We start from the raw sequence: 16,274 nt of genomic DNA on the forward strand, positions 1-16,274 counted from the left end.
GTCAGCGACCACCCGTCGGCGCCATGCCGCACCGCCCTGCCGTCAGCGCCATGACGTCACCGCCCTGCCGTCAGCGGCGTCGGCCGTCCTCGTCGTCGCGCGGGCCGAGCAGCTCGTCGGCCAGCGACGGGAGGTCGTCCAGCGGGGTCTCCTCCGCCCACTCGGGACGACGGCGGCGCGGACGCGGAGATTCCGTACCGCCCCACGCCTGGCCCTGGTCGTGACCCTGGCCCTGGCCCGGACCGTGGCCGTACTGCGGCATCTCGCGCGTGCGGTCGTTCCCCTCGCCCCGGCCCTGCTCCTGCTCCTGCCGGAACAGCCACGGCGGGACCCGGTCCGCCGGGTCGGCGGACCGCTCGTCCCGTACGGGCGGCAGCACGGCCGTCTCGTCGGCCGCGTTCGTGGGCGGCTCGGCGGGCGGCTGGGGCAGGACGGCCGTCTCCTCGGCGTCCGGGCCGCCCCGGCGCTCCGGGCCGTCCTGGGGCCGTACGGGCGGCAGCACGGCGGTGTCACCGGCGTCCGGGCCGTTCTGGGGAGGCACGGGCGGCAGCACCGCGGTCTCGTCCGCGTCCGGGACGGCGGGACGGCCGGAGCCACCCTCGCCGACGTACTCCGCCCACGGGTCGAACCGCGGCGTCTGGACCGTCTTCGTCGAGTCCGGGTCGCCGGAGGCGGGGCCCGCCGCGTCCCGGGCGCCGCCGGTGTCCTGGGAGCCGTCCGCTCCCCGGGGCCCGTCCGCGTCGTGGGGCGGCGGGGCCGGGGTCTCGGTCTCCACGGTCGGCGCCTCGGCCCCGGAGGAAGCCGCCGCATCCGCCGCGTCCGCCGCCAGCCGCGCCTGCTCCGCCCGCAGCAGCGCCTCCTCGGCCTTGCGCTGCTCCTCCTGGCGGCGCGCCTCGGCCTCGGCCCGCCGCAGCGACTCCGCCTCCGCCTCCAGGCGGCGCCGCTCCTCGTCAGCGGCGCGGGCGCGGTCCTCGGCCTCGATGCGCTTACGGTCCTCCTCGGCCCTGCGGCGCGCGTCCTCGGCCCGCTGACGGGCCGCCTCCGCCTGCCGCTCGGCCTCGCGCCGGCGGGCCTCCTCCAGCTCGCGGCGCTTGCGCTCCTCCTCCTCGGCGCGCGCCTTGGCGAGCGCCTCCTGGCGCTCGCGCTCCAGCCGCTCCTCCTCGGCCTTACGGGCGGCCTCTTCCTCGGCGCGGCGGCGGGCCTCCTCCTCGGCGGCCTTACGGGCCTCCTCCTGGGCCTTCACCTCCGCGTCGGACAGCGGCAGCATCTGGTCCAGACGGTGGCGCACCACGGCGGTGACCGCCTCCGGCAGCTGCCCGGCGTCGGCGACGAGATAGCGGGCCGGGTCGGCGGCGGCGAGGGCCAGGAATCCGGCCCGTACGCGCTGGTGGAACTCGGCGGGCTCGGATTCGAGCCGGTCCGGGGCCTCGGTGAAGCGCTCGCGCGCGGTCTCCGGCGAGACGTCCAGCAGCACCGTCAGATGCGGCACCAGGCCGTTCGTCGCCCAGCGCGAGATACGGGCGATCTCGGTCGCGGCGAGGTCGCGCCCCGCGCCCTGGTAGGCCACGGACGAGTCGATGTAGCGGTCGGAGATGACGACCGCACCGCGCTCCAGCGCCGGGCGGACGACGGTGTCGACGTGCTCGGCGCGATCCGCCGCGTACAGCAGCGCCTCGGCGCGGTGCGAGATCCCGGCGGACGAGACGTCGAGCAGGATCGAGCGGAGCCGCTTGCCGATCGCGGTCGCGCCCGGCTCACGGGTCACCACGACCTCGTGGCCCTTGGCCCTTATCCACTCGGCCAGCGCCTCCACCTGCGTGGACTTGCCCGAGCCGTCGCCGCCCTCGATGGCGATGAAGAAACCGGTGGCGGTCGGGCCCTCGTCCACGCCCCCGCCGCCGAGCAGCGCCTCGCGCAGATCGCGCCGCAGCGGCACTCCCTGCCGGTCGTCGGTCCGGCCGAGGACCAGCGCGGCGACGGGCAGCAGCAGCGCGCCCACCAGCATCAGGGTGAAGGCCGCGCCGCCGTGGGCGAAGACGAAATCGCCGCTGCCGAGCCGGTGCGGTCCGATGACGGCGGCGAGCAGCGGCGCGACGACCGCGCCGAACCCGACGCTGACGCGGACGACGGCCTGCAGATGCGCGGTCATCCGGGGCCGGCGGGCCTCCTCGGACTCCTGGTCCAGGAGGGCGTGGCCGGTGTGGGCGGCGATCCCGGCCAGCACGCCCGCGACCAGGGCGATCAGCACGACGGTGGTCGTGTCGTGCACCAGGCCCACCGTGAGCAGCGCGAGCCCGGTCAGCGCGACCGACAGCGCCAGCAGCCTGCGCCGCGACAGTCCCGGGAGGAACTTCGGGGCCCAGCGGATGCCCAGGGCCGGACCGCCGGCCAGCACGAGGGCGAGCAGCGCGAAGGCGACCGGGCCGCCGCCGAGGTCCATGGCCTGCAGCGGGGCGACACCCACGGCCGCGGCGATCGCGCCCGCCACCCCGGCGCAGGCGAGCACCAGCAGCGGAACGGCACCGGTGCGGCCCTTGTCGGCGCCGGTACCGGAGGCGGCGCGGGGCCGGCGCAGCCCCTCCAGGGGGGAGCGGGTGCGGCTGGTCTGCGCGCCGGGCAGCTCGAGGAAGGTGAGGATCGAGATCGACGCGGCGAAGAGTCCGGCGCCGACGTACGAGCCGAGGGCGGCCTGGTGGGTGTGGAACCACTCCACACCGGTGCCCAGCAGCCTGCCGATGAGGGTGACGACGAGCAGCCCGGCGGCGGCGATCGGCAGCGTCAGGAAGTTCGTACGGAGCGAGAGCCGCCGCAGCGCGTCCAGGTGGTCGGGCAGCGGGCGCACGGCCGCGCCCTCGGCGGGCGGTGCCGGGAGCAGCGAGGGCGCCGCGCCGTCCTTGGCGACGGTCCAGAAGCGCTCCGCGACGCCGACGACGAAGGTCGTGATGAGCAGCCAGGCGACGGCGTCGGCCGGGGCCCAGTCGATCCACAGGGGCGCGATGAGGAGCAGCACCAGCCGCAGACCGTCCGCGCCGACCATGGTCCAGCGGCGGTCCAGCGGACCGGAGGGGCCGATGAGCGCGGCGAGCGGCCCCAGCAGCACCGCGCCGAACAGCACGGTCGCCAGGAGCCGAACGCCCAGCACCACCGCGACCGCGAAGGCGGCACCGCGATACCCGCCGCCGAAGGAGTCCGCGGCCACGGACGCCTGCAGCGTCAGCAGCACCAGCACCAGCACGGCGAGCGCGTCCCCCGCGCCGCCGACGAGTTGGGCGCTCCAGAGCCGTCGCAGCGGCTGATAGCGCAGCAGGGCTCGTACGGCCCGCTCGCGGGAGTCCGCGGCAAGGGCACCGGAAGTGGCGGTCACGTCCGTTGGCTGCTCTCGCGTCATCCCGCCAGCCTATCCGGACCACATGAATCCACGGCCCCCCGGCCGAACAAACGGGCGGTGAGCCGTGGATGGCGCGGGGATTGCTCCGCCTTGCCCCGCTTTCCTACTCGGCGTTGGCCGACGACTTCTTGGCCGCCGTCTTCTTGGCGGCGGTCTTGGCGGTCGTCTTCTTGGCCGTCGTCTTCTTCGCCGCGGTCTTCTTGGCGGCCGTCTTGGTCGCCGTCTTCTTCGCCGCGGTCTTCTTCGCCGCCGTCTTCTTGGCGGTCTTCTTGGCCGGGCCCTTGGCACGCTTCTCGGCGAGCAGCTCGTAGCCGCGCTCGGGCGTGATGGTCTCCACGTCGTCGTCGCGGCGCAGCGTCGCGTTGGTCTCGCCGTCCGTGACGTACGGGCCGAAGCGGCCGTCCTTGACCACCACGGGCCGCTCGCTGACCGGGTCGGTGCCCAGCTCCTTCAGCGGCGGCTTGGCCGCGGCCCGGCCCCGCTGCTTGGGCTGGGCGTAGATCGCCAGCGCCTGCTCGAGCGTGATGGTGAAGAGCTGCTCCTCGCTCTCCAGCGACCGCGAGTCCGTGCCCTTCTTCAGGTACGGGCCGTAGCGGCCGTTCTGCGCGGTGATCTCCACACCCTCGGGGTCGGCGCCGACCACCCGCGGCAGCGACATCAGCTTGAGCGCGTCCGCCAGGGTCACCGTGTCCAGGGACATCGACTTGAGGAGGGACGCGGTGCGCGGCTTGACGGCGTTCTTACCGCTCTTGGGAGTGTCCTCGGGGAGCACCTCGGTGACGTACGGGCCGTAGCGGCCGTCCTTGGCCACGATCAGGCGACCCGTGTCGGGGTCGGGGCCCAGCTCGAACTCACCGCTCGGCTTGGCGAGCAGCTCCTCCGCGTACTCCACGGTCAGCTCGTCCGGCGGCATGTCGTCGGGGACGTCGGCGCGCCGGCCGGTGCCGCCCTCGATCTCCGTCGGACGCTCGACGTACGGCCCGTAGCGGCCGACGCGCAGCACGATGCCGTCGCCCACGGGGAAGGACGAGATCTCCCGGGCGTCGATCGCGCCCAGGTCGGTGACCAGCTCCTTGAGGCCGCCGAGGTGGTCGCCGTCGCCGTTCCCGGCCTCGGCGGCGCCGGCCTGTGCGCCCTCGCCGAAGTAGAAGCGCTTCAGCCACGGCACGGCCTCGGCCTCGCCGCGCGCGATGCGGTCGAGATCGTCCTCCATCTTGGCGGTGAAGTCGTAGTCGACCAGCCGGCCGAAGTGCTTCTCCAGCAGGTTGACCACGGCGAAGCTCAGGAAGGAGGGCACGAGCGCGGTGCCCTTCTTGAAGACATAGCCGCGGTCGAGGATGGTGCCCAGGATCGTGGCGTAGGTCGAGGGGCGGCCGATCTCGCGCTCTTCGAGCTCCTTGACCAGCGATGCCTCGGTGTAGCGGGCCGGGGGCTTGGTCGCGTGGCCGTCGGCGGTGATCTCCTCGGCGGAGAGCCGGTCGCCCTCGGTGACCTGCGGCAGCCGGCGCTCGCGGTCGTCGAGCTCGGCGTTCGGGTCGTCGGCGCCCTCCACGTAGGCCTTCATGAAGCCGTGGAAGGTGATCGTCTTACCGGAGGCGGAGAACTCGGCGTCCCGGCCGTCGCTCGCCTGCCCGGCGATCTTGACGGTGACCGAGTTGCCGATCGCGTCCTTCATCTGGGAGGCGACGGTCCGCTTCCAGATCAGCTCGTAGAGCCGGAACTGGTCGCCCGTGAGGCCGGTCTCCGCCGGGGTGCGGAAACGGTCTCCCGAGGGGCGGATGGCCTCGTGCGCCTCCTGGGCGTTCTTGACCTTGCCCGCGTAGGTGCGCGGCTTGTCCGGCAGATAGTCGGCGCCGTAGAGCTGCGTGACCTGCGCGCGGGCCGCCGTGACCGCCGTGTCCGACAGGACGGTGGAGTCCGTACGCATATAGGTGATGTAGCCGTTCTCATACAGCTTCTGCGCGACCTGCATGGTGGCCTTGGCCCCGAAGCCCAGCTTGCGGCTGGCCTCCTGCTGCAGGGTCGTCGTACGGAACGGCGCGTACGGCGAGCGGCGGTACGGCTTGGACTCGACCGAGCGCACCGTGAAGGCGGTGTCGGCGAGGGCCGTGGCCAGCGAGCGGGCACCGGCCTCGTCCAGCTGCAGGACGTTGACGCCGTCCTTGAGCTGGCCGAGCGAGGTGAAATCGCGCCCCTGGGCGACCCGGAGGCCGTCGACGGCCGTAAGGCGGGCGCCGAAGGTGCCGGGGTCGCTGACGTCACCGGCCCGGCCGGTGGCGAAGGTGCCGGTGAGGTCCCAGTACTCGGCGGAGCGGAAGGCGATGCGCTCGCGCTCGCGCTCGACGACGAGACGGGTGGCGACGGACTGGACCCGGCCCGCGGACAGGCCGCGCATGACCTTCTTCCACAGGACCGGCGAGACCTCGTAGCCGTAGAGGCGGTCGAGGATGCGGCGGGTCTCCTGGGCGTCCACCAGGCGCTGGTTCAGCTCGCGGGGGTTGGCCACGGCGGCCCGGATGGCGTCCTTGGTGATCTCGTGGAAGACCATCCGGCGCACCGGGACCTTGGGCTTGAGGACCTCCTGGAGGTGCCAGGCGATGGCCTCGCCCTCGCGGTCCTCATCGGTGGCCAGGAAGAGCTCGTCGGAGTCGGCGAGCAGCTCCTTGAGCTTCTTGACCTGGCTCTTCTTGTCGGAGTTGACCACATAGACGGGCTGGAAGTCGTGCTCGACGTCCACGCCGAGCCGCCGGACCTCGCCGGTGTACTTGTCGGGGACCTCGGCCGCACCGTTCGGCAGGTCCCGGATGTGCCCGACGCTGGCCTCGACCACGTAGCCCGGGCCGAGGTAGCCCTTAATCGTCTTCGCCTTGGCAGGCGACTCGACGATGACGAGTCGGCGGCCGCCCTGCGCGGTCTCGCTGGTGGTCGGGGACAACTTGGCTCTTCTCTCCGGTCGACGCTCGGTGAACGGGCAGTGCCGTGTGGGTAACGCTCACACGGCCTCCCTCTGCGGTGACGCTGCGGAGTGTGACGGTACATCCCGCCCCCGTGTCAAACGGAAAAAGCCCGCAACGCCACTCGAACGGTAACCCGACAACCGACCTGTCTGCCGCCCGGACCCGGCACGAGGCAGCGCGGAAGGCCCTGTCAGGCGTAACCGAGGCACCAGATTCCGCCGCCGAGCGCGGCGACGCCGAAGAGAAGGGAGAGCGCCGCGGAAGCGACAGGACTCACACCATGTGCCACCGGTGCGCGCAGCCTCAGCCGCGCCGCCGTCCACAGCAGCAGCGCGGCGCCGAACAACACGAATGCCGTTCCGGCGAAGATCGCAGGTCCGCTCTCCATGCCGGGAGCGTGGCACGCACGGGAGGCGTGAGCGCGAACCGCGGGTGAACAGCGCGCGTCGCCTCGTACGGCCCGTGTCCCAGGTGGCCTCTTCTGCGCTCCGGCGGCAGCTTTCTGCCATACGGGGGCGCGGGGGAGGGCTCTGTACCACCGGCGTACGCCCCCAAGTATCCGCCCCGCGCGCTCTATCGCGCCTCTATGCCGTCGTCGCCGACCGGCCGCAGAAATCCCTGCTCGACCAGGAGCCGGATGGACTGCGGGGTGCGGTCGCGCAGCACCACCTGGTCCTCCCCGAGCAGCTGGGCGATGGCGTCCAGGATCCGGCCCGCGCTCAGTGTGCCGTCGCACACACCCGCGAAGCCCGCCCCGACCGTGTCCACCGTCGTCGCGCGCCGCATTCCCCGGTACTGCCTGAGCACCACATGCTCGGGGTCCTCGGCCCCGGGCGGGCCCACCTGCTCCTGGACGACCTCGTCCGCCAGCCGGAAGCTGGCGGTCAGCAGCGCCGCGTCGTCATGCGTGCGCAGGAAGTCCTGCCGGTCGAAGTGGGCCATGACCTCGCCCCCCAGCGGCTGCTCGACCGGATGGGGCCACTCCTCCACGGTCACCGAGGGCCGGTCGGCGCCGGACTTGCGCAGGGTGATCCAGCCGAAGCCGACGGCCTTGGTCTTGCTCGCCTCGAATTCGTCCAGCCACGCGTCGTAGCGCGCCGCGTACGCCTCGGGGCCGGCCAGATGCTCACCGGCGTCGCGCAGCCACAGCTCCGTGTACTGGGTGACGTCCTGCACCTCGCGCTGCACGATCCACGCGTCACAGCCGGACGGGACCCAGGAGGCCACCCGCTCGCGCCAGTCCTCCCCCTCGATGTGCTGCCAGTTCGCCAGGAGCTGGCACCAGCCGCCGTCGGCGAGGTGCCCGGCGGACTGCTGGACGAGCGTGCGGCACAGGTCGTCCCCGGACATCCCGCCCTCCCGGTAGACCAGCTCACTGCCCTCCGGGGAGCGGGGGGAGATCACAAAGGGCGGATTGGAGACGATCAGGTCGTACGTCTCGTCCCCGACCGGCTCGAACAGCGACCCCTCCCGCAGATCCGGCTCCGGCGCCCCGGACAGGGCGAGGGTCAGCCGGGCGATCGCCAGGGCGCGCGGATTGCGGTCCGTGGCGGTGACCCGGGTGGCGTGGCGGCCCGCGTGCAGCGCCTGGATACCGGAGCCGGTGCCGAGGTCGAGGACCCGGCCCACGGGCGCGGGCACGGTGAGACCGGCGAGCGTGGTGGACGCGCCGCCGACCCCGAGGACGAGCCGGGAGCGGTCCTCACGGCCGCGCGCGCCGCCCGGGCCGCCGATCCCTCCGGCGCCGCCGACCGCGCAGCCCAGGTCGGAGACGATCCACCACTCCTGGTCCTCGGGGCCGCCGTAAGGCCGCACATCCACGCTCGCGCGCACCTCGTCGCCCTCGCGCACCAGCCAGCCGTCGGCGAGGCAGTCCTCGGCCGACAGGGCCGCGGCCGCCCGCTCGTACGCCACGGGCCGCTGCAGCAGAAAGAGCCGCACCAGGGTCTCCAGCGGGCTGCTCTCGCCCCGGGTGGCGCGCAGCGCCGGGACGGTCTCGCCGCGCGCCAGGGCCGCGTAGGCGGACGAGCCGAGCAGATCCAGCAGGCCATCGGCGGTGAAGGAGGCGGCCGACAGCGCCTCACGAAGGCGGGCGGTGCGCTCGGGGTCGGCGACGGGCAGGCGGAACGGAGGCTGGTGCGTACTCACGCCCCCATTGTCGGGGCAACCACCGACAGCGGGCGACGACAGTCGGCATCGGGACGACATCGCCCGCGTCGGCCAGGCTGACGGGCCGACAAAGGAAGCGCGAGGCGGCGTCGTTAGCCCCTGGCGGCAGAAACCGGGGCGGCCTCGAGCGGCCCTGGGCAGCCCGTCAGGACTGCGCCGTGGCGCCGCCGGTCGTCTTCGGCTTCTGGCAGCCGGGCTGCTTGGCCATCGCCGAGCCGACCTTTCCTTCCTGCAGCTTCTGCAGGGCCTGGTCACCCGACTTGCTGAGCTTGTCGAGCTCGTCGGCGACGCCCTTGAGCCCCTGGGCGAACTTGGACTTGTCCGAGGTGTCCAACTTGTCGACGGACGTCTTCAGCTTCGTGTACGCCCCCGAGGTGGCGTTGAGCTCCTTGACCGCCTGCTGCTGGGTCTTGTCGCCGTTGTCGACGGGCGGGGGGCCCGCCTTGTTCACGGCCTTGGCGAGTGCCCCGTAGGACTCGGAGATCTCCTGGAACGCCTTGGAGTCCGTCTGCTGCAGCTTCTTGGAGTCCTGCTCGTCGGCGGCACCCTGGATCGCGGTGTTGGCGCCCTGAATCTTCTTCAGCTGAGGCTGCACCTCGTCACAGACCGACTTGGCCCAGTCGTCGACCTTCTTGTCCTCATCGCCGCCCCCGCAGCCGGTCAGCGCCAGTACGAGTGCCGCACCGCCGGACAGTGCAGCCACAAGCTTCTTGTTCACCGGATTGGTCCCTTCCATGGCTCTCGGCCCCGGAACATACACGTCCATCCGGCGAGGCCCACCCGGTGAGCGCCCTGTATCGATACTTTTGGAGCTATTTGCACCCCGCTCGTTGTGGACATGGCCTCATCGAGCGGACGGGACACCCCGGACAGGGACACGGGCGGACGATGTGCTGTCGCACATCGCCCGCCCGCATGTCGCAGGGGCTTTCCCGGCCTCCTGCCCCCTTCCGGGGCTAGGACACCACCGCCGCGTCGGCTGACTTCGCCACGCGCTCGGAGTTGTCTTCGTCACCTACGACGATTCCGCGCCGCTTGGAGATGTAGACCGCGGCCACGATGATCGCGACGGCGAGCCCGGCGACGACCGCACGCAGCCCAGGGCTGGCGTTGTCCCCGTAGGAGAACTTCACCACCGCGGGGGCGATCAGCAGCGCCACCAGGTTCATCACCTTCAGCAGCGGGTTGATCGCGGGGCCCGCGGTGTCCTTGAAGGGATCGCCGACCGTGTCGCCGATCACCGTCGCGGCATGCGCCTCGCTCCCCTTACCGCCGTGATGACCGTCCTCGACCAGCTTCTTGGCGTTGTCCCAGGCGCCGCCGGAGTTGGCGAGGAAGACGGCCATCAGCGTGCCGGTGCCGATCGCGCCCGCCAGGAACGAGCCGAGCGCGCCGACCCCGAAGGTGAAGCCGACGGCGATCGGCGCCAGGACGGCGAGCAGACCCGGTGTGGCCAGCTCGCGCAGCGCGTCCTTGGTGCAGATGTCGACGACCCGGCCGTACTCGGGCTTCTCGCTGTAGTTCATGATCCCGGGCTTCTCGCGGAACTGCCGCCGCACCTCGAAGACCACCGCTCCGGCCGACCGCGACACCGCGTTGATCGCCAGCCCGGAGAAGAGGAAGACGACGGCGGCGCCGAGGACGAGGCCCACGAGGTTGTTGGGCTGCGAGATGTCCAGGTTCAGATTCATCTCCCCGGCCACGGAGGTGTGCACATCGCTCACGGCCTCCGCGATGGCGTCGCGGTACGAGCCGAAGAGCGCGGCCGCGGCGAGCACCGCCGTGGCGATGGCGATGCCCTTGGTGATCGCCTTGGTGGTGTTGCCGACCGCGTCGAGGTCGGTGAGCACCTGCGCGCCCGCGCCCTCGACATCGCCGGACATCTCGGCGATGCCCTGGGCGTTGTCGGAGACCGGACCGAAGGTGTCCATCGCGACGATCACACCGACCGTGGTGAGCAGACCGGTGCCGGCGAGGGCGACGGCGAACAGCGCCAGCATGATCGAGGTGCCGCCGAGCAGGAAGGCGCCGTAGACGCTCAGCCCGATCAGCACCGCCGAGTAGACGGCCGACTCCAGACCGAGCGAGATACCGGAGAGCACCACCGTGGCCGGGCCGGTCAGCGAGGTCTTGCCGACGTCCCGCACGGGACGCCGGGTCGTCTCGGTGAAGTAGCCCGTGAGCTGCTGGATGAGCGCGGCCAGCACGATGCCGATGGCGACGGCGACGAGCGCCAGGACCCGCGGGTCACCGCTGTGGCCGAGGATCTCGCGGTTGGTGACCCCGTCGAGATCCGCGTAGCTGGACGGCAGATAGATGAAGACCGCGACCGCCACCAGTGCCATCGAGATCACGGCCGAGATGAAGAAGCCGCGGTTGATGGCGCTCATTCCGCTGCGGTCGGCGCGGCGCGGAGCCACGGCGAAGATCCCGATCATGGCGGTGATCACGCCGATGGCCGGAACGAGCAGCGGGAAGGCCAGCCCCGCGTCGCCGAAGGCCGCCTTGCCGAGGATCAGCGCGGCGACCAGGGTGACGGCGTACGACTCGAAGAGGTCGGCGGCCATACCGGCGCAGTCACCGACGTTGTCGCCAACGTTGTCCGCGATGGTGGCGGCGTTGCGCGGGTCATCCTCGGGGATGCCCTTCTCGACCTTGCCGACGAGGTCGGCGCCGACGTCGGCGGCCTTGGTGAAGATGCCACCGCCGACCCTCATGAACATCGCGATCAGCGCGGCGCCGAGCCCGAAGCCCTCCAGCACCTTGGGCGCGTCGGCCGCGTAGACCAGCACCACGCAGGAGGCGCCCAGCAGTCCGAGGCCCACGGTGAACATGCCCACCACACCGCCGGTACGGAAAGCGATCTTCATCGCCTTGTGCGAGACGGCCGTGAGATCCACGCTCGGCTTACCGGGTGCGGAAGCGGCCGAATCGCCATTGACGGGGGTGGTGGGGGGCTCGGGGGTGGCCTCACGGGCGGCGGCGGCGACGCGCACATTGCTGCGCACCGCGAGCCACATCCCGATATAGCCGGTGGCGGCCGAGAACGCCGCACCGATCAGAAAGAACACCGAACGCCCGATGCGCTGCGCCCAGTCGTCCGCCGGCAACAGCATGAGCAGGAAGAACACCACCACGGCGAATCCGCCGAGGGTGCGCAACTGCCGGGCCAGATAGGCATTGGCGCCTTCCTGAACGGCCTCGGCGATCTTCTTCATACTGTCCGTGCCCTCGCCCGCCGCGAGGACTTGTCGTACCAGGACCACCGCGACCGCGAGCGCCGCGATCGCGACGGCGGCGATCACCAGCACGATCACACGGTTGTCGTCGGTCAGCTCTGCGGCGGCCAGGGTTGGGGTGAGGTCCAGCTGATGAGGGGTGAGAGGCCCCGCCATTCGTCCTCCTTGACGTTTGGCACATGGGCGCGCAGCAGTTCTGCGACCGCAGAAGAGCCGCCGCGCTCAGGCGTCCTGAGCTCGAGATGTGGACGGATTGTAGGGAGCGTCACACGATCAAAACAGGGCGCCGGAATGGGAATTCGCCCGCACCAGCGAAGATCAATTGGTTTGGCGGTATGAATTCCTTCGGAAGAAGGAAGGTCGACAATTCACTGACGGATGTAAAATGATCTCTACAAATGATCTATATAGATGATCTGGCGGCAGTCCTGCGTCGTCGAGAAAAGCGCTGTTCAGAGCCTAAGCCAGAGATCGAAAAAGCGCGCGCCGAGAGGTGCGCAGGGACCCTGCGGGCGACCGGGCGCGGGCATGCCAAGAGCCGGACCGGCGATCATGAAACGGCCGGTTCGGTGGGTTCCAGCGGGTTCTGCTGGTCCTGCGGGTCGGAAGAGGGATGACGGACAGATGACCCTCACGAGGGACCCAGCTATGGGCGATCAGGGCGAGCGAGGCCCGCTCCCGGCCCCGAGCCGCGGTTGAGAGGGCGTGCCCGGCGCCAGCAGGACGCAGCCTGTGCGAACAGGACTCAGCCCGGCGCGGTGGGGCGCGCGGGGATGGCGGCGCTCCGGGCTTTGCGGGCAGAGCCCGAACCGGCGAGAGCACGACGCAGCCGGACGTGGCAGGACCTGAACTGACTGGGGCAGGACGCAGCCAGACGTGGCGGGACCAGCCCACTGCGAGCAGGACCGGACCAACGGGAGCAGCACACAGCCCACCGCGAGCAGGATCCCACCAATGGGGGCAGGACCCGGCACGACGAGGCAGGGCCCAGCCCAATGGGGGCAGGACCCGGCACGGCGAGGCAAGGCCCAGCCCAATGGGGGCAGGGCCCGGCGCTGTGACGCAGGACCCGGCGCTGTAGGGGCTAGGACACCAGAGGCTGGGGTGACGTCGGCCAGCTCATCCGGATCACTCCACCGGACTCGCTGGTCGTCACCTCGACATCGTCGACGAGCCCGCTGATGACGGCGAGACCCATCTCGTCCTCGCCCTCGGCCTCGTCGTCCATCTCCGGATGGGAGCCGGACGCCAAGGCCGCCGAGGTCGGGGATTCGTCACCGACCTCGATGGAGAACTTCTTCTCCTCCTCGGTCAGCGACACCCGCACCGGTGCCTCCACCCCATTGCTCAGGTGGAGCCCGACCGCACGCGTGCACGCCTCGCCGACCGCGAGCCGCACCTCGTCGAGCACGGCCTCATCCACCCCCGCCCGACGCGCCACGGCGGCCGCGACAAGACGAGCGGTCCTGACGTGCTCAGGCAGCGCGCTGAAGCGGAGTTCGACGGTGGCCATGCCATCCCCCTCGGGCGTATGGGCGTGCTTATCGGGAGGGCCGGGCGTACACCGCCCGGAACCCCCTTCTGTGTCTTCCTTCGGCGATCTTGTCAGTCGGTCGCCGCGACAGCGTCCTCGACCGAGGTGTGAATCGGGAACACCTTGGTCAGGCCGGTGATGCGGAAGATCTTCAGAATGCGCTCCTGGTTGCAAACCAGGCGCAGCGAGCCCTCGTGGGCCCGCACTCGCTTGAGCCCGCCGACGAGCACGCCGAGTCCGGTGGAGTCGAGAAAGTCGACGCCCTCCATGTCGACGACCAGGTGGTAGTTGCCGTCGTTGACAAGCTCGACCAGCTGCTCGCGCAGCTTGGGCGCGGTGTATACATCAATCTCGCCACCGACCTCGACGACCGTGCGGTCGTCGACGGTCCGAGTCGACAGGGACAGGTCCACGGATCCTCCAGCACCTTGCATCGAGCGGTCGCCCCCCATGGATCGGCAGCCGCGATGGCATTCAATCACTTACCAGCAGGCGTGCACGACGCCTTGAGACCATTGTCCGTCAGACCAGTGACACACTCGGTGTCGATGGCCCACGACCAAATCCCGCGGCAGGCGGGCATACACCCCTCACCCCGGGCCGTCCTCGGTCGGCTGAGCACCGGGGCGGGCCGGGGCGCGCGCATCACTCATACGGAGCACTTGCCCCCGCGTCCGGGAACCCATGCCGACTGGCCCTCGGCGATCCGGCCGGAGGTGATCAACGCCATTCGCGCGGCCGGCATCGATCGCCCGTGGGCCCACCAGGCGCGTACGGCCGAACACGCGCTGCGCGGGGATTCCGTGGTCGTGGCCACCGGCACCGCCTCCGGCAAGTCCCTCGCCTATCTGGCCCCCGTCCTCAGCACCCTGCTGGATGGCTCGGAGGAGCCCAACGGGCGGGGGACGACCGCCCTGTACCTCTCCCCCACCAAGGCGCTGGCCGCCGACCAGCGCCGCGCGGTGGCCGGCCTCACCGCCCCGCTGGGCACCGGCATCCGGGCGGCGGTCTACGACGGCGACACGCCCGTGGAGGAGCGCGAGTGGGTCCGCCAGTACGCGAACTATGTGCTCACCAACCCCGACATGCTCCACCGCGGCATCCTGCCCGGCCACCCCAGATGGTCCTCCTTCCTGCGCGCGCTGCGCTATGTGGTGATCGACGAATGCCACACCTACCGGGGTGTCTTCGGCTCCCATGTGGCCCAGGTGCTGCGCAGGCTGCGCCGCGTCTGCGCCCGCTACGGCTCCTCGCCGGTGTTCCTGCTCGCCTCGGCCACCGCCTCCGATCCGGCGGTCGCCGCGAGCCGGCTGACCGGCGTGCCCGTCGTGGAGATCACCGAGGACAGCTCGCCCCGCGGCGAGGTCGTCTTCGCCCTCTGGGAACCGCCGCTGACCGAGCTCCACGGCGAGCAGGGCGCCCCTGTACGCCGCACGGCCACGGCCGAGTCCGCGGACCTGCTCACCGACCTGGCCGTCCAGGGCGTCCGTACGGTCACCTTCGTGCGCTCCCGGCGGGGCGCGGAGCTCATCGCGCTCATCGCCCAGGAGCGGCTCGCGGAAGTGGACCGCTCGCTGCCGGACCGGATCGCCGCCTATCGCGGCGGCTATCTCCCCGAGGAGCGCCGCGCCCTGGAGAGGGCCCTGCACTCCGGAGAGCTGCTCGGGCTCGCCGCCACCACCGCCCTGGAGCTGGGGATGGACATCGCCGGACTGGACGCCGTGGTCGTGGCGGGCTACCCCGGCACCCGCGCCTCCCTGTGGCAGCAGGCCGGACGGGCCGGGCGCACCGGCGAAGGGGCCCTGGCGATCCTGGTCGCCCGGGACGACCCGCTGGACACCTATCTCGTCCACCATCCGGACGCCCTCTTCCGGCAGCCGGTGGAGTCCACCGTCCTGGACCCGGACAACCCGTACGTCCTCGCGCCGCACCTGTGCGCGGCCGCGGCCGAGCTTCCGCTCACCGAGCCGGACCTGGAGCTCTTCGGCCCCGCCACCGAGGAGCTGATGCCGCAGCTGGAGCAGCGCAAGCTGCTGCGGCGCCGGGCGACCGCCTGGCACTGGACCCGCCGTGAGCGCGCCGCCGACCTCACCGACATCCGCGGGGCAGGCGGCAGCCCGGTCCAGGTCGTGGAGGCGGCGACCGGGCGGCTGCTGGGCACCGTGGACGCCGCGGCGGCCCACACCACCGTCCACGAGGGCGCCGTCCACCTCCATCAGGGCCGGAGCTATCTCGTCAGGCAGCTCGACCTCGACGACTCGGTCGCCTTGGTGGAGGAGGCCGCTCCGCCCTACTCGACCACGGCCCGCGACACCACGGCGATCTCCATCCTGGAGACCACCACCGAGATCCCCTGGGGGGACGCGCGGCTGTGCTTCGGCTCGGTCGAGGTCACCAACCAGGTGGTCTCGTTTCTGCGCCGCAAGCTGATCACCGGTGAGGTCCTCGGCGAGTCCAAGCTCGACCTTCCGCCGCGCACCCTGCGCACCCGGGCCGTGTGGTGGACGGTCACCGACGACCAGCTCGAGGAGGCCCGGGTGCACCCCCAGGCCCTCGGCGGCGCCCTGCACGCCGCCGAGCACGCCTCGATCGGCATCCTGCCGCTCTTCGCCACCTGTGACCGCTGGGACATCGGCGGGGTGTCCGTCCCGCTGCACCCCGACACGCTGCTGCCGACCGTCTTCGTGTACGACGGGCATCCGGGTGGCGCGGGCTTCGCCGAGCGCGCCTTCCACACCGCCGCCCGCTGGCTGGCGGCCACCCGCGAGGCGATCGCCGCCTGTGAGTGCGAGGCGGGATGCCCGTCCTGCATCCAGTCGCCCAAGTGCGGCAACGGCAATGATCCGCTGGACAAGAAGGCCGCCATCCGCCTGCTGACGACCCTGCTCGCCGGGGCACCGGAGCAGCCGCCGGCCGCCGAGTGAGCGCTCCCCACGGCCCGGCGCCGACGGCGGCCCGGTGACGGGAGTGCCCGCTGGTCCCGCCCG

General features: G+C 71.8%; 9 protein-coding genes. 1 reads left to right on the forward strand and 8 read right to left on the reverse strand.

Features of this window, described 5'->3' with window-relative positions; all coding sequences use genetic code 11:
- Positions 1 to 70: 70 nt before the first annotated feature.
- The 8 genes from tmk to bldG all read right to left on the reverse strand — a co-directional run bounded on the left by tmk (position 71) and on the right by bldG (position 13,700).
- Positions 71 to 3,388, reverse strand: coding sequence for a dTMP kinase (tmk, locus tag BLV72_RS15475; RefSeq protein ID WP_093462916.1), 3,318 nt, complete (start codon positions 3,386 to 3,388; stop codon positions 71 to 73).
- A gap of 103 nt (positions 3,389 to 3,491) precedes the next feature.
- Positions 3,492 to 6,323, reverse strand: coding sequence for a type I DNA topoisomerase (topA, locus tag BLV72_RS15480; protein WP_093462917.1), 2,832 nt, complete (start codon positions 6,321 to 6,323; stop codon positions 3,492 to 3,494).
- Positions 6,324 to 6,535: 212 nt separating this feature from the next.
- Positions 6,536 to 6,733 carry a hypothetical protein gene (locus BLV72_RS15485; RefSeq protein WP_014061724.1) on the reverse strand — a complete coding sequence of 66 codons (198 nt, stop codon included), beginning with the start codon at positions 6,731 to 6,733 and terminating at the stop codon, positions 6,536 to 6,538.
- A gap of 185 nt (positions 6,734 to 6,918) precedes the next feature.
- Positions 6,919 to 8,493, reverse strand: a complete 1,575-nt coding sequence (locus BLV72_RS15490) for a DUF7059 domain-containing protein (protein WP_093462919.1) — start codon at positions 8,491 to 8,493, stop codon at positions 6,919 to 6,921.
- Between the two features lie 166 nt (positions 8,494 to 8,659).
- Positions 8,660 to 9,232, reverse strand: a complete 573-nt coding sequence (locus BLV72_RS15495; RefSeq protein ID WP_244320779.1) for a small secreted protein — start codon at positions 9,230 to 9,232, stop codon at positions 8,660 to 8,662.
- A 238-nt stretch (positions 9,233 to 9,470) separates the two neighbouring features.
- On the reverse strand, positions 9,471 to 11,909 hold the full coding sequence (locus BLV72_RS15500) for a sodium-translocating pyrophosphatase (protein WP_093462921.1): 2,439 nt from the start codon (positions 11,907 to 11,909) through the stop codon (positions 9,471 to 9,473).
- Positions 11,910 to 12,837: 928 nt separating this feature from the next.
- Complete coding sequence (locus BLV72_RS15505) at positions 12,838 to 13,266, reverse strand: ATP-binding protein (RefSeq protein WP_093462922.1); 429 nt, start codon at positions 13,264 to 13,266, stop codon at positions 12,838 to 12,840.
- 92 nt (positions 13,267 to 13,358) lie between these two features.
- A complete protein-coding gene (bldG, locus tag BLV72_RS15510; protein WP_014061729.1) occupies positions 13,359 to 13,700 on the reverse strand; it encodes an anti-sigma factor antagonist BldG in 342 nt (113 codons plus the stop codon).
- Between the two features lie 54 nt (positions 13,701 to 13,754).
- Here bldG and BLV72_RS15515 point away from each other — a divergent pair, with 54 nt between their 5' ends.
- A complete protein-coding gene (locus tag BLV72_RS15515; RefSeq protein ID WP_093462924.1) occupies positions 13,755 to 16,211 on the forward strand; it encodes a DEAD/DEAH box helicase in 2,457 nt (818 codons plus the stop codon).
- Positions 16,212 to 16,274: the final 63 nt, after the last annotated feature.

This window comes from Streptomyces melanosporofaciens (assembly GCF_900105695.1).
Classification (GTDB): Bacteria; Actinomycetota; Actinomycetes; order Streptomycetales; family Streptomycetaceae; genus Streptomyces; species Streptomyces antimycoticus.